Genomic DNA, 21,295 nt, shown 5'->3' with positions numbered 1-21,295 from the left:
CCTCCTCAGCCCAGTACCCAGGCCGGTGCGTCCTGCAACGCAACCGGACGCAGGAAACGCTCGATGGCGGCAAAGCCGACCGAAGTGGACTGTGGCGCGGTGGAAGACGGCCATGGCCCGCCGTGTTGCTGGGCGTGGCACACGGCAACGCCGGTCGGCACGCCGCTGAACAGCACGCGCCCGGACACTCGCTGGGCCGCCCGCAGCAGTTGGCGGTTATCGGCGTTATCGGCGTCCAGGCCCCACAAGGTAGTGGTCAGGGTACCGCCGATCGCTTCGAGTACTTCGGCCGCCTGAGCAACAGAATTCGCGGTGACGATCAGCGCCGCCGGGCCGAACATTTCTTCACGCAGGTGAGCGTTGGCAATGAACGATGCGGCATCGGTGGCGAACAGCCGCGGTGCCGGGCCAGCGCCATCGGCCTGCGGGGCGAACACCGGCGTGGCGTTGGCCGCGACCGTGGCAGCGGCCGCCTCGAAGCCCTGCTGCATGCCCGGCGTCAGCATACGGTGCGTGGCAATCGGCGCAATGGCCTCGGCCAGCTGGGCGACGAAACGCTGGCTGTGGGGCGAGTCGAGCAGCACGATCACGCCGGGGCTGGTGCAGAACTGGCCGCAGCCCAGGGTGATCGAGCCAGCCAGGGTCCTGGCCAGGGCTTCGCTGTCTTTTTCCAGCACGGCCGGCAAGGCCACCAGCGGGTTGATCGAACCCAGCTCGCCAAAGAACGGCACCGGGCGCTCGCGGTCATTGGCGGCCTGCCACAGGGCTTTGCCACCCTGGTAGGAGCCGGTGAAGGCCACGGCGGCGATTGACGGATGCTGGACCAGATAAGTGCCGGCGGCACGATTGGGCGCTTCGGCCAGGGTCAGCAGGCCTGCCGGCAGGCCCTGGGCGCGGACCACGCCTGCCGCCAAAGCGAACACGGCGCGGGACAGTTCCGGGTGGCCGGAGTGCGGCTTGATCACCACCGGGCAACCGGCGGCCAGGGCCGAGGCGGTATCGCCACCGAGTACCGAGAAGGCGAACGGGAAGTTGCTGGCCGAGAACATCGCCACCGGGCCCAGCGGCCGCTGTACACGGGTCAGGCGCGGACGGCCGGCAGGTGGTGCACCGGCAATGGCTTCATCATCGACCTGACGATATGGCACACCGGCTTGCACTTCGCTGGCGAAGCCACGCAGCTGGAAAGCAGTGCGAGCCACTTCGCCGTTCAGGCGGGCTTCGCCCAGGCCGCTTTCGCGGTCGGCGATGACGACCAGTTCGGCCTGCTGCTGTTCCAGGACATCGGCCAGGCCGCGCAGCAAGGTGGCGCGCTGGGTGGCGCTGGAATCGGCCCAGAAGTCGGCGGCAGCGGCCGCTTGGGCGACGACCGCATCGATAGCGGCGAAATTCGGGTTTTGCGGGGTAGTCATGGGAGACTCCTTCAACAATTGCAGTGTGGCCATTCGCGGGGCAAGCCCCGCTCCTACAGGTACAGCACGGTCCTTGTGGGAGCGGGCTTGTCCCGCGAAGAGGCCAGTGGCCTTAACGCGCCTTCGGCTCCAGGTGATATCCCCGGCCGACATAGTCGAAATCGACCAGCTCGTTGATCACCACGTCCTTGTCCGCGGGCGATGCATAATAGGCGCGGATCTCCTTGATCAAGCCGCTCTGCTCGTCGAACACGTACCACTCATCACCCCGCAGGGCCGTGCCCAGCTTGCTCTTCCAGTGGGTCCACTCGATCACCGCTTCGTTGCTGTCGTGGCTGACCAGAATCCTCTCGATGGTCCACTGCGAACCCAGGTTCTCCACGCACCACACCCACTTGCGGGCGATGGTGTCAGCGGTGCGCCACGGGATTTCCGGCAACCCCGAGGGGAAGTAGTGCACCGCGTCCGGGGTGAAGCAGGACACCAGCTTCTCGTAGTCGCCTTCGTTGCAGGCGTCGAAGTAGCGGCGGATCAGTTGTGCATGCTTGTGCTCGGCCATGGTTCAGCCCTCCTCGCGGTCGATGATCGACGGGATGGCCGGGCGGCCGGCGGCGACCCACGCGTGGTAGTCGGACACCGACGCCGGGCTCGGCGGGTACACGCCCCACAGCGCTTCGCCGGCGGCAATGCGCATGGCCAGGTAGCCTTCGATGTCGTCCTGCACGCTGCACACCTCGGCCAGCTCCTCGGCCAGGTGCGCCGGGACCACGGTCAGGCCGTCGGCATCGCCGACGATGATGTCGCCCGGGTACACCGCCACGCCGGCACAACCGATCGGCACCTGCAGGTCGGCCACGTGGTGATAGGAAATACGCGTGGTCGCAGTGATCTCGCGGGCATAGGCCGGCAGGCGCATGGCAGCGATTTCGCTGCCATCGCGCAGCGCGCCGTCGGTGACAATAGCCTTGGCGCCACGGGCCAGCAGGCGGGTCACCAGGATGTTGCCGGCCGACGCGGCGGCCGGGTCGTTGCGGCTGTCGATCACCAGCACGTCACCCGGCTGGATCTGCTCCACGCCCACCCATTGCAGGTTGTCGTCGTTGGGCTTGGTGGTCATGGTCGAATAGGTGTCGATGTCTTCACGAGCGGGGATGAAGCGCATGGTGAAGGCTCGCCCGGCGAACGGCTTGGCGTCGGGGCACATGGCGCGCAGGCCGACCAGCGCCGGCTGGCGGAAGCCGCGCTTGAACAGCTGGGTGGTCAGCGAACCACTGCTGCAGGTGGCCAGCTTGGCCAGTACTTCGTCGCTGACGACGACCTGTTTACCGGAGACGCTCTCATGGGCATCGGCGTAGTTGTGGATGACGGACATTGTTGTAGGTTCTCCTCGCGGGTTCATCCGATTGAGTTGCCAGGGCGAATTCCCAACATATGGAACCGCTGTTCGCTACAGGCCCTGTTGAGTCCGATTCTATGGCGGAAAACTGTTCGAAAAAGGGGCAGACTTAGCACTCACCCAGCCGAGTTCCAATAGATGGGAATCCACGATGAAACCAGGTGAAGGCACCGCTGCTCTGGAAAAAGCCCTGGACGTGCTCCAGGCCATTGGCGCAACCGCCACCGGCATCAGCCAGGCCAAGCTGGCCGAGCAGGTGCCACTGCCGCGCACCACGCTATATCGCATCATCGCCACCTTGGTGGAGCGCGGCATGATCCGTCGCGACCCGACACGCAAGGTCTACCGCCTGGGCTTCAACTACCTGGAGATGGTCCGCAACGCCTACCTGGAACCGGACCTGGTGGCCGCCGCCAGCGCCGAGCTGCGTGCCCTGCGTGACCTCACCGGCGAAACCTCCTACCTGGCGGTGCTCGACGGCAATCAGGTGCTGTCACTGGAACGTTGCGAAGGCGCCCACACCCAGCGCTCGGCTGCAAGCCTCGGGCAGGGCAAGCCGGTGTACTGCACCGGCCAGGGAAAGGCGATCCTGTCCGCGCTCTCACCTACTGCCCGCGATGAGATCCTCAAGGGACTGGTGCTGACGCCGCTGACGCCGCTGACCATCACCGACCGCCGCCGCCTGCTGGCCGAACTGCAGATCACCCAGGCACGCGGCTATGCCCTGGACGACGAGGAAATCCGTCTGGGCATCCGCTGCGTCGCAGCGCCGATCATCGACAAGCAGGGCCTGGTACGCGGTGCCTTGAGCGTGGCCGGGCCGGCCTACCGCCTGACACTGGAGCGCCTGACCCTGCTCGGCCCGGAACTGGCTGACGCGGCGCGCCGGGTCGGTGAGCAACTGCGCCCGGACAGCAGCCCGCGCGCCACCGGCGAGCTCAGCGTGCTGCCCGGCCCCTGGGCGTTTCACGGCGCGTTCCCGCGCTGGCACGCGGGCCAGCGCGTGCTGTACTGGGCCGACACCCTGGCGCCAGCCATCCATTGCTGGGACGGCCAGTCCAGTCGCTTGCTGATTCGCCTCGACCTGCCGATACGTGGCATGGAGCTGCACTCTGACGGCCTGCTAGTGGCCCAGGCCGGGGGCTGGTCACTGATCGACTGGCAAGGCAACGAGCATCCTCGCCAGGACCTGCTCGGTAGTCGTCTGCTGGCATTGGCCAACCACCCCTCCGGCACGCTGTGGGCCTGTGCCAGGAGTGGAAACGGCTGCCTGATCGGTGAGCTCAGCGCCGAGGGCGAGCTGCGCCATGGCTGGTCGTTGCCGGAGCCGGTCAGTGCGTTTCGCTGGGACGCCAAGGGCAGCGCGGTCTATGCCTTGGAACCTGAGGCCGGGGACATCCTGTTGCTGCAACCGGGAAGCAGCAGCGTGCGCCGCCTGGCTTCACTGCCCCGTGGCGGCGGCAGCCTGGGCGGGCTCGCGCTGGATGGCAAAGGGGGAGTGTGGACCACGCAACTGGAAGGCTGGAGCCTGGCGCGCTTTGATGCCGAGGGTAACCTGGACCGTATGATCGGGTTGCCGGTGCCGAGCCCGACCGACCTGTGCTTTGGTGGAGAGGATGGCACCACACTGTTCATTACCAGTGCCCGCCATGCACTTCAGCTGGAAACGTTGGCCAGTGCGCCGAACTCGGGGTGCCTGATGCAAATGCAGATTTGAGCTTGAAGGCATGGGGTTGGTGCTTTGAAGCTTTCACGTTGATGTGAGGAATCGGGCTGTGACGATAAGCGAATACCCCTCCCCGCCAAACGCAGTCAACGCGCCGGAGGGCGAGTGAATACCGGACGATGCAGTCGGCTACTGCATCAGTATCGCTTGATGCGGCTCGATGGTAGGAACCCGTGCGACATTACGACACATGCCAAGCCACTGTCTCATCTTCTCGGCATCGAAGATCTGCCCCTCTTCCATCATTGCCAGAACAAGTACTTGGGACATTCGGTAACAGCCACATTGAGGGCAGTTTCGCTCTTCCCAGCCCACAGCGCACTCGATGGACTCAGCAATTCCCGCGCAAATCAGGCAACTCATAAAGCCCCCGTATTTATTGTGGTGGGAGATTAAATTGATCTTTCGGGAGTTATGAAAATTCCATGCCAGTCATTGCCAGGGAACGGCCGGCGGCAAGCAAGAAGTGACAATGTAATACGAGACCAAGGAAGCGCAGCGCACAGCCTCAACGTCTTGACGTGTCGTGTAAATCGAGGTCGCCACGCAGTGCGTCCACAACGATTTTGAACGCAGCCGTTTGCTGTCGCCGTGTCGGGTAATACAGGTGATAGCCAGGGAAGCTCTCCGACCACTGCTCCAGTACCTCCACAAGCGCCCCACTACGCATGTATGCCAGCGCATGGACATCAGTCACCTGGGCCAGCCCTGCCCCGGCCAGGCAGGCATCGAGGATCTGCAGCGAGCTGTTCATGATCAGCGGCCCTTGCACGCGGACACGGAACTCGTTGCCATCACTGGTGAACTCCCAGGGGTAAAGGCCTCCGTGCGTAGGCAAGCGCAAATTGATGCAGCGGTGGGTCATCAGCTCTTCAGGCCGCAGGGGGACGCCGTATCGCTTCAGGTAGGCCGGTGAGGCGACGGTCACCATGCGCATGGCTGGGCCGATGGGTACCGCCACCATGTCGGCATCGATAATGCCGCCCAGTCGCACGCCCGCGTCGAATCGCTCGGCAACGATGTCTGTCAGGCCGTAGTCGGTCATCAACTCGATCGTGATGTCTGGATAGGCCTCGATGACCGGCTGCAGCTTCGGCCACAGCACATGGCGGGCGGCAAATTCGTCAGCGGTGATGCGCACCGTGCCTGACGGCTGCTGGCCGAACTCCGTCAGCGCCCCCAGGTGGCCCTCGATCTGATCCAGCAAGGGCGCAACCTCGTGCAGCAGCCGCTCCCCCGCTTCAGTCCGGGTGACGCTGCGGGTGGTGCGCGTCAGCAGTCGCACCCCGAGGCGCTCTTCCAGGCCGCGAATTGTCTGGCTGACGGCTGATGGCGACACGCCCAGATGGGCCGCCGCCCGGGTGAAGTTACGCTCCCTGGCCACGGCCACGAACACCACCAGATCACTCAGGTTGTCTGCTTTCATTGTTAAGCCCAGCTTCACACCGATTTCTGTATTTTGCCAATACTCGAATTAAAACGCGCTCGGTACAGTTCTCTCAACTCGATTTTCTGAGAGGTTGGCAACACCATGACTGACAGCAATCTTCCCGACGCCGATATGCAGATCCATCGCGCGGGTTCAGCCAAAGCGATCCAGGGGCCTGCTGAGTGGTTCACCGGGCGCGTGCGCATCGACCGTGTATTCATGGCTCCGGCCCCGGCCCGGATTGGCGTTGCGGTGGTCAACTTCGAGCCGGGTGCTCGTACCCACTGGCACACCCATCCCCTGGGCCAGGCCTTGCTGGTCACCGATGGCGTGGGCTGGACGCAATGCGAGGATGGGCCGAAAACCGAGATCCGTGCAGGTGATCTGATCTGGTGCAACTGTGGCCGACGTCACTGGCACGGCGCGACCGACACCACGGCCATGCAGCACGTTGCGATCAATGAGTTGCTGGAGGGCAAGGCCGTGGACTGGCTGGAGCCCGTCACTGACGACCTGTTCCTGGACGGCACCGTCGAAAGAGACTGAAATAGGAGTCGCCACATGCTCAATAAGCAGGGCCAAGTCGCCATGGCGATCACATTCATGCTTGGACTGGGCGCTACGGAAACGGCTTGGCCTGACCCTACCGGAACGGGTAATACAATGACCGCACCCACTTCGCAGCAACCGAGCTCCACTTCCCTCAGCAATCAACAGCAAGCGGTTGTCATCCTCGCCGCGCTTGCCGCCGCTGGCGACATGCCTCGCTTGAACACTGCGCTGGACCAGGCCTAGCCAGCTGAAACCACACGCCTCGCGTCCCTTCGCACGGCTTGCGGGGGGACGCCATAGCCGCGAATGAAGACCTCGCGCATATGCCGCCGGTCCCTGAAGCCAGCCTCCTTCGCCACCACGTCCAGGCTGTGCCGGCTCTGCTCGATCATCAGCCTGGCCGCTTCAAGCCGCAGGCTTTCCACGGCCTTGGCGGGAGACTGTCCGGTCTCGGCAGTGAACACCCGGGTAAATTGCCGGGGGCTCAAATGCACAGCTTCAGCGAGTTCTTCGACGCTCAACGGGCGAGTCAGGTTCTTGCGCGCGTAATCCAGGGCGCTCTGAATACGGTCTGACTTTGGCGAAAGGGTCAGCAGCTCGGAATGTTGCGATTGCCCACCGGAGCGGCGCTGATGCATCACCAGCTTTCGCGCCACTGACCTGGCCATTTCGGTGCCCAGGTCCTTTTCCACCATGCCCAGCGCCATATCCAGGGCGGCGGTCATGCCAGCGGAAGTCCAGATCTGCCCATCGACAATGAAGATCCGATCTTCTTCCACTTCAATTTTCGGGTGCAGCTCACGCAGCTTTTTCGCATAGGCCCAATGCGTCGTGGCTCGCCGGTTATCCAGGACGCCCGCCTGGGCCAGGATGAAGCAGCCGGTACACAGCCCTGCGGTGCGTCGAGCACCGTCGACAAAGCTTCGTACGCTGGCCAGCACTTCCTCACTCGGCGGCGTCAGCGGGGTCAACGTCCCCGTGATCATCCAGGTGTCAGCCAACCCAGGAGCGCCCAACGCCAGCGTGTCCATGTACATCCCCAGGGAAGAGCGCACCGTGCCGCCCTCGATGGAGAAGTTCTGGATCTTGTAAACCGCTTCGCCCGCGACGATGTTCGCGAACTCGAATACGGCCTGCGTCGCCAGCGACATGATCTGGAAACCTTCGGTGATGAGGTAGCCGACCCGGTGCATGGTGTGTGCTCCTTGTTCAATGTCCTGAAAACGTATCATATGCGTCGTTTAAGACGAAAGCGACGTTCTGCATCATGGCTCCACACCCAACCACGGAGCATGATCATGACCCAGTCATTCAAAGGCACTGCCCTCATCACCGGCGCCTCGACCGGCATCGGTTCCATCTACGCAGAACGCTTGGCACGCAGGGGCTACGACCTGGTGCTGGTTGCCCGTAACCGGGAGCGTCTCAACACATTGGCCAATCGCATCACCACGCAAACCCAACGGAACGTGGAGGTGCTCCCGGCAGATCTGGCCAATGCAGAAGCGCTGGCCAAGGTAGAACGCAAACTGCGTGAAGACGCCAGCATCAGCCTGCTGGTGAACAACGCGGGCATCGGTACTCACACCGGCCTGCTGGAAAGTGATGTCGAGCGCATGGCCGAAATGATCACCCTCAACGTCACCGCCCTCACCCGCCTCACCTATGCAGCCATTCCAGGCTTCGTGGCTCGCAAGCACGGCGCCGTCATCAACATCTCGTCCATCGTCAGCCTGGCCCCGGAGCTGCTCAACGGCGTATATGGCGGCAGCAAGGCCTATGTCACTGCCTTTACCCAGTCCCTGCACAAGGAGTTGGCGGGCACCGGCCTCAAGATCCAGGCAGTCTTGCCAGGCGCCACCGCGACCGATTTCTGGCAGATCGGCGGCTTGCCGGTGGAGAACCTGGATCCAGCCATCGTCATGTCGGCTCAGGATCTGGTGGACGGTGCCTTGCAGGACTTCGACGACGATGTACTGATTTCCATCCCCTCGATGCACGACCTGCAGTCATTCGAACGTTACGACGCCAGCCGAAAGGCCCTGTTCGACCAGCTGTCCAGCAACCAGCTCGCTCCACGCTACAACGCCAGGTGATCACCCGCGCCCTCTGGGTGGAGCAGGTTGCTTCACCCAACTTTCACCGCGGGAGAGAAAGTCTTACTCCATTCAGGCTGTTTCTTGAATGAATCGAAACGAATAGCCTGCACCCACTTTTTGAATCTCTGGAGGTCGCGCCAATGAAGGCCGTCGTTTACACCCAAGCCGGTTTGCCTATCCATGACCCGCAAGCGCTCTATGACGCGGAACTGCCCGTACCCAAACCCGGTGCCCGGGATCTGCTGGTAGAGGTCAAGGCGATTGCGGTAAACCCGGTCGATACGAAAATCCGCGCAAGCCGTGGAGGTGAGCAGCCGCAGGTGCTCGGCTGGGATGCTGTCGGCGTCGTCCGCGAGGTAGGCGCTGAAGTGACGTTGTTCCAACCGGGCGACGAGGTGTTCTACGCTGGCGCCATTGATCGCCCGGGCAGCTACAGCGAGTTTCATGTGGTCGATGAGCGCATCGTTGGCCACAAGCCCCGCAGCCTGGACAACGCAAGCGCAGCGGCCTTGCCGCTGACCGCCATCACCGCTTGGGAGCTGCTGTTCGACCGCCTGGGCATTGCAGAGAACGCTGGCGAGGGCCAACGCCTTCTGATTATCGGAGCTGCCGGCGGCGTCGGTTCAATCCTGGTTCAGCTTGCCAGCAAGCTCACGCAACTGACCGTCATCGGTACCGCCTCACGGCCTGAAACCCAGGGCTGGGTGAAAGATCTGGGCGCCCATCACGTCATCGACCACTCCCAGTCGATCCCCCTTCAGCTGGAAGCGCTCAAGCTCAATCCAGTCGACTACGTGATCAGCCTGAGCCACACCGATACCTACCTTACCCAGTTGGTTGAGGTGCTTCGGCCACAAGGCAAGCTCGCACTGATCGACGATCCAGCGCAGCTGGATGTCATGCCGCTCAAGCGCAAGTCACTTTCGTTGCACTGGGAACTGATGTTCACGCGTTCGCTGTACAAGACCGAGGACATGATCAAGCAGCACCAACTGCTCGAGCGTGTTTCGCGGCTGGTCGATGAAGGGCTTCTCAAGACCACCCTTGGTGAGCATTTCGGTGCGATCAACGCCGAGAACCTCAAGCGCGCCCATTCGGTGATTGAAAGCGGTAAGGCTCGGGGGAAGATCGTTCTGGAAAATTTCTGATCGGGGTTTCAGCATAGAACCCGACCCCATCACCGGCAACACCGCCCCCCACAGAGCCAACGTTGCCGACGATGAAGTCATCAGCTACACAGCAAACTCAACGGTTCCAGCTGTCCTCGCTGCTCTGCAAGGCATTGGCGATGGTCTGCACCTTGTCATCCGTCAGTGCGTTGGGCAGCGGGTCCGCCCCCGTGCTGACGAACACTTGGGAGTAGGCATTGCGCATTTCAGCGTAGGACAGGTCGCGTTTTAGCTGGGTCTGCAGATTGTTCAGCTCGCCCTGGATCAGCTCCAGCTCACCGATGTTGTTGGTCTGGAAGCGGTTGCGCAGTTGCTCAGCGATCTGCCCGTCAAGATTGGCCATCTCTTCGCTGATCTTGAACTGACGGCTGGCTTCCTCGAAGTTGGCCCGCGCCACGTACAGTTGCGCCATGACTGCCACCGACATCGCCTGGCGACGGGCATCGGCGACGTTTTCTCCGGCCTTGGCGACCTTGATCGCGGTCGGCGCGGACATTACGTTGAACAGGTTCCAGGTGACCTTCAAGCCATAGTCGGCCCAGCTCTGATTGGTCAGGAAGGAGTTGCTGTCGTAGTGACCGCCGGCCGAGAACTCCAGGCCCGGCAGCATGCGCAGCATGGCCTTGCGGGTTTCGGTGGCACTGATGCGCGACTGGTAGTCCTGCTCGCGCAGTTCCGGCCGGCTGGCCAGGGCCTGCTGCTCCAGCTTGGCGAAGTCGACGTGCAGCTCGGGCACCGCATAGTTGCCGTCCAGCGCCAGGGTGTACGGCTTGTCCATCGGCTGGTTGATCAGTGCCGCCAGTTCGGTCTTGGCCAGGGTCAGCGCGCGGCGCTGCTCTTGCAGTTGGCGCGTTGCCTCGATCAGGGCGCGCTGGTAGCTCAAGGCCTGGACCGGGTCACCGATGCGCTGGGCACTCATCAGTTGGCTGTTGATACGGGCCTGCTCGATGCGCCCCATCAGTTTATCGATCTGGCTCAGCAGACGCTCCGCCGCCACAGCACGCCAGTACGCTGAACGCACGTCCTGGGTGATGGTGTGGATCACCTTGCGCTTGCGCTCCTGGAGAATGTAGCGCTGGTCGGACTGCTGCTTGGCGCCCAGGTAGCTGACACCAAAATCCAGCACGTTCCAGACCATGGTCAGGTCGGCCACGTCGCGGTCACGGTCCTGCGAGGTCGAAGGTTCGAGAGACTGGGTACCGGTGCGGATGCTCTGGCTGCTCGACGCACTGACGTTGTTGCGACCGGCGTACCCTGCAGACAGGGCCATGCGCGGTAGCATGTCGAACTGGGCCAGGTCCAGCTGACGCTGGCCCAGGGCCTCTTCCATCACCTTCAGACGGGCTTCGAGGTTGTACTTGACGGCACGGGCCATGGCCTGGTGCAGGGTCAGGGGCCCGTTGAGGGGTTCCTGGTCCTTGTAGATCTGCGCCAGGTCAGCACGGGCCCGCGCTTCGCTGGCACTGCGTTCGATCGGGTCGGTCTTGACGGCACAGCCGCCCATGGCCAATGCCAACAGACTGGCGGCAAACAGTTTGTGTTTCTTGTTCATCCTTGGGCCGCCCCCTGGTACGGCTCGATTCTTAAGAATTGTGCTGCCTTTCATGCCCGTTGTCCGATCTCTGCCGGTTTTGCCAGGGCCTTGGCCAACTCGCGCACATGACGCTGGTCGGCTTCATTGATTTGCTGCAGTTGCTGGCCAAAGGTCGGCACGCCGAACACTCCGCGCAGCCCCTGGTTGAGGTCGCTCTGTTTCCATTGGCTGGCGCTGAACACGTTCATCTCGGTCACCCCCGGTACCTCGCGACCGAAGAGGGTGGCGAAGGTGCTGCTGCCGAAGATGCCGCCGTTACCACCGCCGAAGCCCAGGAAGCCCTGGCCGTCGCCGCTACCGAGGCCGCTGTCGCTGCTGCCGAACACCTGGGCGATAAAGCTCGGTGCACTGCCGGCCTGGCCGAGGAAGATGGTGCCCAGCGGTTTCAGGTCGCCGCCCACGGTGCGCACTTCGAACAGCGAGCCGGGAACCAGCGGCGAGATGCTTTCGTTGATGACCCTGCTCGGTACTTGCGGCTGGATCACCGAGGGTTGTGCAACGACCGAGGTATCCGGTGGGTTGATGCGGTACTCCAGATCGCCGACGTCCTGGGCCTGCCGGGCCTGGGCGGCGCTGGCCAAGGAGCGTACCAGCAGGTTGCCGGCGCCATCCTGGATGCCACTGTTCAGCGCGTTGAGACTCAGGGCCAAGGTGCCCTGCCCGCGCAGGTCGCCGACCACGATGCGGTAGGTCTGCGCGTCGATACGCTGCACCGACTGCACCACGCCGCTGGCACTGGCCGTGCCCAGCACGCTGAAGTCGTTGGCATCGACACCGCTGACCGCCTCGTCGAAGGTCAGGATAAAGCTCAGGCTGCGGTCGGTCGGCAAGACCGGGCCATCCACGACAATGCTGCTTGGCTGCGGTGCACGGGCATCAACCAGGATGCCACCGGTGTTACCGACATTGTTCAGGCCGGTGTTGGCGTCGTTGCCGATGGCATCACGCAGGGTGCCGCCATTGGTGTCGATAGTCGATGCCACCGCAAAACTGCTGTTGCCAGCCATGCCACTGGTGACGGTCAGGCGGAAGGTCAGCGCCATGCTGCCGGAGCCGGACAGGTAGTCGGCGTAGACCACCCGACCGTTGTCCAGGGTAATGGCCAGGCGCGGATTGCCGGCACCGCTGTCGACCAGCACCGCTTCATCGGTGTTGACGGTGAAGTCCAGGGTTTGCCCGGCGGTGTAGGTGCCGCTGGCCGCTACAGCAACGTTGGTCACCGATGGCGCGACGCGGTCGAGGGTGTACACGCTGCCGGCCAGGCCGCCGCTGACCGGGTTGCCGGCGACATCGACGATACCGGTATTGCTGCCATTCAGGTCCAGGCGCACGTTGCCGACACCGGCCAGGTTGTCCACCAGCACCTCGAAGGTACGCCCGTCGATGCGGGTGATCGAAGCGATTCGTCCGTTGGCGCTGCCGGTGAAAGCAAGGCTGAAATCGGCACTGTCCACACCGCTGACGTCCTCGTTGAAGGTGACGAAGTAATGCACGCTGCTGGCATTGCTCGGCGTCACTTCGACGCGGGCGATGTTGGCGATTTCCGGCGCCTGGGTATCGACGATCACGCCGCTGGCGGTGCCAGGGGCGTTGAGGTTGAGGTTCATGGCGTTGCCGGCCGGATCGCGCAGGGTCGCGCCATTCAGGTCGATGCTGCCCGGCAGGCCGATGCCGCTGTTGGCGGTGTTTGGCGAGACGATGGTGTACTCGAACACCAGCGCCGAGGTGCCGCTGCCGGAGACGTAGTCGGCGTAACGGGTCACGCCGCCGATGTTGAGGGCCAGGCGCGGCGTACCGTTAACGTTGACGACCTCGCTGGCATTGACCGTAAAGCGCAGCACGTCACCAGCCTTGTAGGCACCGGTGGCTGGCAAATCGAGGCTGCTGACCGTCGGCGCCACGGCATCGACCAGGATAGCGTCGGTGTTCGGCAGGCCGTTGAGTGTGGTGTGGGCATCGTTACCGATGGCATCGCGCAGGGTCGCGCCATTGAGCTGGATCGTGCTGCCGATGGCAATGCCATTGGTATCGAGCTGGCCGGTCGCCACGGTCAGGCGGAACACCAGGGCGCTGCTGCCGGCGCCGGACAGGTAGGTCGCATAGGCGGTCTGGCCGTTGTCCAGGGTCACTTCGAGGCGTGGCGAGCCGTTGCGGGTATCCAGCAGCACGGTTTCGTCCATGTGCACGGTGAAATCCAGGCTCTGCCCCGCCACATAGGTGCCGCCATTCGGCACATCGACACGGGTCACGCTCGGCGCGACGCGGTCGATGCTGTAGCTGGCACCACTCAGGCCGCCGGTCAAGGCGTTGCCGGCGGCATCGGCAATGCCGGTACCGCTGGCATTGAGGTTGAGCTGCACGGTGCCGATACCCGCCAGGTTGTCGACCAGCACGGTGTAGGTGCGACCATCGACGCGGGTAACGCTGGCGATGCTGCCGCCCGCCGAGCCGCCCAAGGCCAAGGTGAAGTCACTGACATCAACCCCGCTCACATCCTCGCTGAAGGTCACGGTGAAACTGGCCGAGCCGCTGTTGGTCGGGCTGGCGCCGACGCGCACGATGTTACTGGCGATCGGTGCCGTGGTATCGACCAGCACGCCCGGCAGGTTGCCGCTGCCCAAGGCCGGATCGATAGCGTTGCCGGCCAGGTCGGTCAGCTGCTCGCCACGCAGGTCCAGGCTGTTGGCAGCGATGCCGTTTGCGTCGTTGTCGCCGGTCTGCACCACGTACTGGAACACCAGTTTGTCGGTGCCGCTACCGGACACGTAGCTTGCGTAACGGGTCACCCCGCCCACATCCAGCGTCAGGCGCGGCGCCAGGCTGCCGATCTGCACGGCTTCGCTGGCATTGACGGTGAAGGTCAGCACGTCACCGGCCTTGTAGCTGCCGTCCACTGGCGGCGTCACGTTGATGACGCTGGGCGCGATGCCGTCGACATTGACGCCTGCCAAGCTGGCCACGCCGTTCAGGGTGGTTACGGTGGCGTTACCGGCCAGGTCGGTGATCGCCCCGCCGTGGGTGTCGATGCTAGTGCCCAAGGTGACGCCGTTGCTGTCCAGCTGCCCGCTGCTGACCACCATACGGAACACCAGGGCGCTGCTGCCGCTGCCGGAGACATACTCGGCCCAGACGGTGCCGCCTGTGTCCAGGGTCACGGCGATACGCGGGACGCCGGTGCGGGTATCGACCGTCATCGCTTCGCTGAAGTTGACGGTGAAGTCCAGGGCCTGCCCGACGATGTAGGTGCCGTCCACCGGCGCGCTGACGCTGCCCACCACGGGCACCACACCGTCGACCACGATATTGCTGCGCCCGCCGAGGGAGTCGGCGGCGCCTGGGGTCGGCAGGGTCAAGACCGCCAGGTCACTGGTATTGTTGCTGATCACGGCGCCGTTCATCTGCAGCGCCGCAGTGCTCTGGAAGTCCAGGTCGGCGCTGATATCACCGGCCTGCACGGTGTACTTGAAGACCAAGGTATTACTGCCGCTGCCGCTGACATACTGCGCGTTGCGGTCCACCAGGCCGGTTTCCAGCAGCAAGGTCGGGCTGCCACTGCTCAGATCGACGTTGACCACCTGGTCCCAGGTCATGCTGATCAGTACGTCATCGCCGACCTTCACGGTGCGGTCCAGGCCTTGGGCCGAGACATGGGTGATCTTCGGGTTCACCGGGATGACGTTGATCGAGAGGGTATCGACATCGGACTTGGCACCACCGGACCCGGAGTTGCCGTTGTCGTGGGTCTCGATGGTCACGCTGGCAGCGCCGAGGTAGTTGTTCAACGGCCTGAAGGTGAGGGTCTGCAGCGCCGCGTTGATGTCGGTGCGGGTGCCCTCGAACGTCATAGTGATGTTGTTCAGGCCGGTGCCGATCACCAGGCTGATGCCGTTGAGGCTACCCAGGCTGAGCACGCCGTTGGTCGCGGTCAGGGTCACCGTCATCAGACCGTTGCCGGCATCCACGTCGCTGATCGAGATGGCGTTGCCGTTGCCGGTGTTGAAGGCCAGGGGGACGTTCTGCGAGGCAGTCTGTGTGCCCGGCACGTTGTTGACGGGTGCATCGTTGACCGCCGTGACATTGAGGGTCACGGTCTTGGTGTCGGTCTGCTCGCCGCCGCTGCCGCTGAAGCCGCCGTCGTTGATGCTGACCGTCAGGGTCACGCTGGCAGTGGCGTCCTGGGCGGTCTTGAAGGCCAGGCCATTGGCCGCGATGAAGAAGTTGATATCGGCCAGGCTGCCCGACAGGGTCAGCAGGCCGGTACCGGAGCCGACCACGGTCACACCCATGCCCGTGGTGGCGCTCAGGGTGCCGCTCGGCACCGAGAAGGTCGCTTCCACGGTGTTGATGCCGGCATCGACGTCGGTGAAGCTGATACCGGTGATCGCGCTGGCCACGTCTTCGGTCACGGTGATGGACGACGGCACGGTGGCCACTGGCGCATCGTTCACCGCCTGGACTTGCAGGGTCATGGTGCTGGTGGCATCGGAAACGCTGCTGGTATTGACGTTGATGGTCAGGGTCACATCGCCGCTGGCGTTGGCCGCCGCACTGTAGACCAGGCGATTGCTGGCGATGAACTGGTTGATGTTGGCCAGGGTGCCGCTCAGGGTCAGGGCCGTCGAAGTGCCGCCCACGGTCACGCCACCGGCACTGGTGGCGCTGAGGGTACCGCTGGCGACGGAGAAGGTGACGATGCCCAGGGTCGAGTCGACATCACTGAAGGTGATCGAGCCGAGCGCCGTCGGGATGTCCTCGATGATCTGCTGCGAGGCCGGCGCGCTGATGGTCGGCGAGTCGTTGACCGCGACGATGGTGATGTCACGGGTGACTGCGATGGAGGACAGGCCACCACCGTCGGTGACCTGGAACTGCACGGTACGGCTCGTGGTGTTCGGGGATTCCGAGGCGTTACCGTAGGTCACTGCCCGCATCGCGGCCTGGAACTCGGCGGCGGTCGCCGTGTTGCCGGCGGACGTCAGGGTCATGATGCCGGTACCGGCGCTCCAGGTGCCGACAATATTGCCCATGGTGAGCTGATCGTTGACGAAGGCCAGGCTGTCCTGGGCGCTGTAGTAGGTCAGCAGGCGCACGGTAGCGGTGAGCGGGTTCGGGCCGTCGGGGTCGGACACGGTCACCCCGGAATCCACCACGATGCGGTCGGAAGGGGCGTTGTTGGCTTCGGTCCAGATCGCCGCAGTACCGGTCAGCGTCACCACAGGGCGGTCGTTGACGGCGGTAACCACCACGGTGGCAGTGTCGGTCTGGCTGGAATAGGCCGAGGTGCCGCCGGAGGTGGTGGTATTGGTCTTGGTACCCTGCAGGCCGAGGGTGGCATTGGTCTGGTCCCAGGCCTTGTAGGTGATGGTCGCGGTTTCACCGTGGATGCCGTCCGGCACGAAGCGCACTCTGTTCTGCGCGGTGAGGATCAGCGCAGAGGTGACGGAGACGGTGTCGACGTCGCTCCAGGTGCTGCCGGCGTCGGTGCTGTACTGCCATTTGCCGTAGCTCGAGGTCAGGCCGGTGATCGCCATGCCCTTCAACGCGCCGGTGTCGACATCGGTGACACCACCCAGCAGGTCGCTGACCAGGGTGCCGACGCTGCTGGTAGAGGTGTCGGTGAGTCCGGGCAGGGTCGGCGCTACGCCGATCATGATCGGTGCATCGTTGACCGAGGTCACTATCTGGTTGACCGCCCCGGTACCGATCGAGAACGCCGTGGTGCCGCCATTGCTGGTGGTGTCGGCCAGGCCACGGATGCCGTTGACCGAGGCGGTGCCGGAGGTCTGGTCCCAGCCACGGAAGCTCAGGGTCGCGGTCTCGCCGTTGGCGGCATCCGGGACGTAGCGAATATAGGTGGTGGCAGCCATCAACAGCGCGCTGGTGCTGGAGACGGCACCGAAGTCGGTCCAGTTGCTGTTGTCGGTGGAGTATTGCCAGGTGCCGTTGCCGGTCTTGGCGATGATCGCGACACCGCGCAGGGCGCCGGTATCGGGGTCGATCATGGTGTGGCTGGCCAGTACGGTCGAGATCGGCACGCCAGTGGCCGTGGTGTCTTCGTTGAGGGTGGCGAAGTTGTATGGCCCACCACTGAGGACCGGCGCATCGTTGACGCCGACCACGGTCACGGTGCTGAAGATGCCCACGGCAGCGGTGGGTTGGCCACCGTCGGTGCTCCCGCCGTTGTCGCTCACGGTGCTCAGGGACACGACCCGGTTGGCCGTGGTCGGACTCTCGCTGTCATTGCGGTAGGCCATGCCGTTGAGGACGGCCTGCGCCGCCGCCGTGGACAGGCCGGCGGCCTTGTCCAGAGTGACGGTGGCCGTGCCGGCGCTCACCGACACGCTGACGCTGATGCCGTTGATCGAGGTGGTCAGCGAGGTGCCCTGGACCAGGGTCACGTCGGTGCCGTCGATGACCAGCTTCTCCGCCGCGCCGTTGGCGATGCCGCTGACGGTGAAGACCATCTGCAGCACCGACTGGCCCGACTCGACGGTATTGATCGTCGCGCCAGTGAACAGCTGGACCGCCGCGGCGTTCTCGGTGTAAGTCGGGTTGGTCGCGGTGATGTTGACCACCGGTGCATCGTTGACCGGATGGATCTCGATGCCGATCGTGGCCGTGGCACTGGTACCACCGGCACCGTCGCTCATGGCGACCGACACCGTACGTGGCGTGGTCGACGGCTCGGTGCTGTTGGCGTTGCGGTACGCCAGGTTCTGCACCAGCGCGGAAACGGTGGTCGGGTTGGCGTTGTTGGTGAAGGTGATCACCAGCGGGTTGCCATTGGTGCCGCCGGTGAAGGTACCGACCACCAGGCCGTTGTAGATGATCGAGGCGCCGCTCACGAAAATCAGGTTGGCCCCGTTGCCCTGGTTGCGGATGAACAGCACGTCTTCACCACTGGCCAGGCCAGTGGTGATCTGCACGGTCATCTGGCCGCCGCTGAAGTTGGCCGAGTCAGCATCGGTGACGGTGGCGTTGCTACCCGAGTCGAGCAGCACATAGGCGGCGCCTTCGACGTAGCTGGCAGCGTCGCCATTGAAGTTGCCGATCACTGGCGCGGCGACGGCGACTACGCTGAAGTTCAGTGCGGTGTTGTTCTGGATGCCCTTGTAAACCTGGCCGTTGGCGTTGGCGAAGGTCTTATTGTCGATACGCACGGCATAGGCCACGCCGTCGACCAAATCGGCTGGCGGGTCGATGGTCCAGGTGGTGCCAATGCCGGCAACGGCGCTGCTGCTGACGTCGATGGTCTGGATGATCGTGTTGTCGCTGGTGCGCACGATGTAGATGTTGCCCGTACCCTTGGTCACCGACTGGTCGAAGGTCAGGGTGATATTGGCACTTGGGGAGACGCTCAGGCTGTTATCGGCCGGGGTCGAGCTGACCAGTTTGGGCAGGCTGCCGCTCTGGTAGAAGATGCTGGTGCTGTTGGCCGAGGACGAGGTGACGACGAGATCGAGGTCGCCGTCGCCATCAATATCGCCGACGCGGAACTGCTGGGAGCTCATGTCGGGCAGGACCACGTTGGCGAACGGCGAGCTGGCCTGGTCGACATCGACGAAAGTGCCGTTGTCGTTACGCACGTAACGGAAGAGAGTGCCGTTGCCGCCGACCTGATAAAGGATATCAGCGTCGCCGTCGCCGTCGAAGTCGGCGACGATGGCCCGGCTCACGCTGGTGATCGGCAGGCCCGCCGAGGAAGTGCTGTCAACGAAGACCCCGCTGTTGTTGCGGAAGTACTTCATCTGCATCCCGGAGGCAACGTAGATCAGGTCGGTAAAACCATCGCCATCGATGTCCGCCGCCTTGTAGTTGTAGGCGTTGAAGTCGGGCATGATGATCCCGCCGAACGGCCAGGCCCCGTCCGCGCTGGTGACGGTGGTGAAGCTTGGCGTGGCGCTGCCGTTGTTCAATGCCAGGGCCCAGGCCGAGGCGCTGCCGTTGGTCTGGTAGAGGATGTCGAGGGCGCCGTCGCCGTTGAAGTCGCCCACCAGGGTACGAACGCCGAAGTTCGGACCGGTCACGTCCTGGCTGCTGAAACCGCTGCCGTTGTTGATGTAGAGCTTCATCGTCGGGCCAGTCAGGGGCGCGGCGAGCAGGTCGATGCGGCCATCGCCGTTGAAGTCTCCGGCATGGAAGTTGGCACCTCCAGTAGATGCATCACCCAGGCTCAGGCCGGCGAAGATCGAGTTTGCCTGGCTGAGAATGGTGAAGGTGCCATCACTGTTGCTCTGGGCGAAACTCCAGAGCCCGTTGCTGCCTGAGGCCTGGAAAAGAATGTCGGCACGGCCGTCGCCGTTGAAGTCACCGACCACGTACTTCATCAGGTTGCCGGAAGTGCCCAGGACCGGCGCACTGGAGACGGTACCACCCGAGTAGCTGGCGACCATCAGGCTGTCATAGCCGTTGATGCTGAGCGTGGCGGTCTCGATGCTGCCGCTGTTGCGCTCCAGGCTCCAGTTGCCGCCCAGGGCTGCAGAACCGGTCTCATCCACCGAGGCGGCGACATCGGCGCCGGTGATCGCAGCCAGTTCGTCGATGAACGCCTGGCCCTTGTCGCCCTGCCCCACATCGCAACCGTAGATCATCAGGTCGCCGTCGGCCTTGAGCGCGGCACCGATGCTCTCCAGCGCCGCGTGGTGCTCGGCAAGGTTGTTGCTGGCCAGCCAGACATTGCCCAGTTGCACCGTACCGTCAGCACCATGGGACAGCAGATGAATGGCGTCGAGGTTCTCACGGCCCTTGAGATAGTCGGCCATCTGCTGCAGGCCGTCCTTGTCCGGGTCGAGGACCACCACTTCGGTATTCGCCGACAGGCCTTCGAGCAACTGCCCGACATTGTTGACCTGACCATCGACGAATACCACTTCCTGGCGCTGTGAGGCCTGTTGCTGGCTCGCCGTCTCGCCGGCGGAGGCCGGGGCCTGGCTGTCGCTGCTGGAGGTGCCGTCCTTGGCCGCATCGGCTGTGGTCTGCGCAGCGGCATCCTCGGCGACCACGGCCACCGACGCATCGAACATGATTCGCGGCTCGAGGGCCATCAACAGCGGAGCCTGGCCAGGTTCAGCGGGCTGCGACGGCTGGACGGACTTGCGCGAGAGTCGTTCGATGAATGTCAAGGTGCACCTCCTGGTGAGCCAGCGCAGTGCCCGCTCGGGCAATGCACTCGAAAAAGTGGCGGTGCCCCGGGGCACCGCTGGTTGTTGCGTTAGCTGCGGCTCGGGAAAATACCCTGCAGCGCGATGATGAAGTTCAACGCGAGGAACGGGCTCAGCACCGAGGACGGGCTACCGGTGCCGGTCACGGAAGCAGTCCCGGACACGGTGGTGGAGCCGCCGATAGCGGTGGTACCGGTCACCGTGAGCGCCTGCGTGGCCAGGTCGACGCGCGGCAGCGGGTTGCCAGCGTTGTCCTTGCCGCTGTGATAGATCTGGAACGTGGTGCCGGTACCATCGTTGGCGATGCCCAGGCAGCCGCCCGCGATCGGCGTGGCGCTGGTTGCGTCGGCATTGACCACCTGAGGCACAGTGGTACCGCCCAAGTTGTTGGTCGCGGTCAGGTTGTTGGCCGCGGTCAGGTTCAGCAGGTGCGTATGCGGCGGCATGTTGGTCAGTGTCTGGGTGACATGCTCGGTACCGCCCTGCTCGCCCAGTTCATACACCGACAGGCCATTACCCTGGCCCCAGCCCACCGGCGTACGGCTGCGCAGGTCAGGAAGTGCGAAGTTACTCACACCATCACCGCCATACGTGGTCCCCAGCAGCGCGAACAGTGCCGTGTTCTGGCTCAGGGACATGACCTGACCCTGGCACAGCGCCCATCCATAGGGGTTGAAGTTGAACCCCACCATTCTGATTTCACCCAGGAATGGATCAGCCATCAGACTCTTCCTTATGTTGACTAGCGTGGTTTGGA

At 63.9% G+C, this 21,295-nt stretch carries 13 protein-coding genes; 5 read left to right on the top strand and 8 right to left on the bottom strand.

Going from position 1 to position 21,295, the window contains the following annotated elements; translation table 11 throughout:
* Window positions 1–5: 5 nt before the first annotated feature.
* From N430_RS20430 to N430_RS20420, 3 genes are all read right to left on the bottom strand, one after another.
* A complete protein-coding gene (locus N430_RS20430) occupies window positions 6–1,412 on the bottom strand; it encodes an aldehyde dehydrogenase (NADP(+)) (RefSeq protein WP_256592157.1) in 1,407 nt (468 codons plus the stop codon).
* A gap of 112 nt (window positions 1,413–1,524) precedes the next feature.
* A complete protein-coding gene (locus N430_RS20425) occupies window positions 1,525–1,971 on the bottom strand; it encodes a nuclear transport factor 2 family protein (protein WP_110634803.1) in 447 nt (148 codons plus the stop codon).
* Window positions 1,972–1,974: 3 nt separating this feature from the next.
* The gene (locus N430_RS20420) at window positions 1,975–2,784 is read right to left on the bottom strand and encodes a ribonuclease activity regulator RraA (RefSeq protein ID WP_103469154.1); all 810 of its coding nucleotides are present in this window, start codon (window positions 2,782–2,784) and stop codon (window positions 1,975–1,977) included.
* 175 nt (window positions 2,785–2,959) lie between these two features.
* On the opposite strand from N430_RS20420, the gene N430_RS20415 reads away from it, so the two are divergent.
* Complete coding sequence (locus tag N430_RS20415) at window positions 2,960–4,525, top strand: IclR family transcriptional regulator C-terminal domain-containing protein (protein ID WP_110634800.1); 1,566 nt, start codon at window positions 2,960–2,962, stop codon at window positions 4,523–4,525.
* A gap of 517 nt (window positions 4,526–5,042) precedes the next feature.
* Here N430_RS20415 and N430_RS20410 read toward each other — a convergent pair.
* Window positions 5,043–5,960, bottom strand: coding sequence for a LysR family transcriptional regulator (locus N430_RS20410; protein WP_110634797.1), 918 nt, complete (start codon window positions 5,958–5,960; stop codon window positions 5,043–5,045).
* A 105-nt stretch (window positions 5,961–6,065) separates the two neighbouring features.
* Here N430_RS20410 and N430_RS20405 point away from each other — a divergent pair, with 105 nt between their 5' ends.
* Together N430_RS20405 and N430_RS20400 are read left to right on the top strand one after the other, a co-directional pair.
* The gene (locus N430_RS20405; protein WP_110634794.1) at window positions 6,066–6,509 is read left to right on the top strand and encodes a cupin domain-containing protein; all 444 of its coding nucleotides are present in this window, start codon (window positions 6,066–6,068) and stop codon (window positions 6,507–6,509) included.
* Between the two features lie 15 nt (window positions 6,510–6,524).
* Window positions 6,525–6,758: a hypothetical protein gene (locus N430_RS20400; RefSeq protein WP_110634791.1), complete on the top strand. Its 234-nt coding sequence runs from the start codon at window positions 6,525–6,527 to the stop codon at window positions 6,756–6,758.
* Here the strand turns inward: N430_RS20400 and N430_RS20395 are convergent.
* A complete protein-coding gene (locus N430_RS20395) occupies window positions 6,755–7,708 on the bottom strand; it encodes a GlxA family transcriptional regulator (protein WP_110634788.1) in 954 nt (317 codons plus the stop codon). The two genes, N430_RS20400 and N430_RS20395, sit on opposite strands and share 4 nt — an antisense overlap.
* A gap of 105 nt (window positions 7,709–7,813) precedes the next feature.
* On the opposite strand from N430_RS20395, the gene N430_RS20390 reads away from it, so the two are divergent.
* On the top strand, window positions 7,814–8,611 hold the full coding sequence (locus N430_RS20390; RefSeq protein WP_110634785.1) for an SDR family oxidoreductase: 798 nt from the start codon (window positions 7,814–7,816) through the stop codon (window positions 8,609–8,611).
* A gap of 143 nt (window positions 8,612–8,754) precedes the next feature.
* Window positions 8,755–9,762, top strand: a complete 1,008-nt coding sequence (locus tag N430_RS20385) for a zinc-binding alcohol dehydrogenase family protein (protein ID WP_110634782.1) — start codon at window positions 8,755–8,757, stop codon at window positions 9,760–9,762.
* A gap of 97 nt (window positions 9,763–9,859) precedes the next feature.
* On the opposite strand, the gene N430_RS20380 is transcribed toward N430_RS20385, so the two are convergent.
* From N430_RS20380 to N430_RS20370, 3 genes are all read right to left on the bottom strand, one after another.
* Entirely contained in the window at window positions 9,860–11,335 is a 1,476-nt protein-coding gene (locus N430_RS20380; protein ID WP_110634779.1) for a TolC family protein, read from the bottom strand.
* A 50-nt stretch (window positions 11,336–11,385) separates the two neighbouring features.
* A complete protein-coding gene (locus N430_RS20375; RefSeq protein ID WP_110634775.1) occupies window positions 11,386–20,499 on the bottom strand; it encodes a DUF4347 domain-containing protein in 9,114 nt (3,037 codons plus the stop codon).
* An 89-nt stretch (window positions 20,500–20,588) separates the two neighbouring features.
* Window positions 20,589–21,260 carry a phage tail protein gene (locus tag N430_RS20370; protein WP_110634772.1) on the bottom strand — a complete coding sequence of 224 codons (672 nt, stop codon included), beginning with the start codon at window positions 21,258–21,260 and terminating at the stop codon, window positions 20,589–20,591.
* Between the last annotated feature and the right edge of the window lie 35 nt (window positions 21,261–21,295).

It is taken from the genome of Pseudomonas sp. CC120222-01a, assembly GCF_003097235.1.
Classification (GTDB): domain Bacteria; phylum Pseudomonadota; class Gammaproteobacteria; order Pseudomonadales; family Pseudomonadaceae; genus Aquipseudomonas.
The sequence above is the reverse complement of the archived record's forward strand: the minus strand, read 5'-3'. Positions and strand labels throughout refer to the sequence as shown.